Source organism: Shewanella sp. 1180_01 (assembly GCF_052850535.1).
In genome coordinates this window covers 1-231 of sequence record NZ_VXCT01000229.1, presented here as the reverse complement: position 1 = coordinate 231, position 231 = coordinate 1, and the positions used below count along the sequence as shown (strand labels likewise).

General features: G+C 57.6%; 1 protein-coding gene. It reads left to right on the top strand.

Annotated elements, in window-relative coordinates; all coding sequences use genetic code 11:
- On the top strand, nt 1-231 hold a 231-nt coding region (locus FW758_RS24985), incomplete at both ends, for a putative Ig domain-containing protein (RefSeq protein WP_446446869.1).

The window sequence follows — 231 nt, the reverse complement described above, 5'->3', positions numbered from 1 at the left end:
GCCACTCAAGATGCGGCGTACAGCTACACCTTTGCGGCCGCAGATACTGATGTGGGTGATGTACTGACATTCAGCGCGGTGACCAAACCGAGTTGGTTGAGCTTCAATGCTGCCACTGGCGTGCTAAGTGGCACACCCAGCAATGCCGATGTGGGCGCGCACCCCGTGACATTGCGAGTGACGGACACGGATGGCTTAACGGCAGAGCAAAGCTTCAGCATCACGGTCACT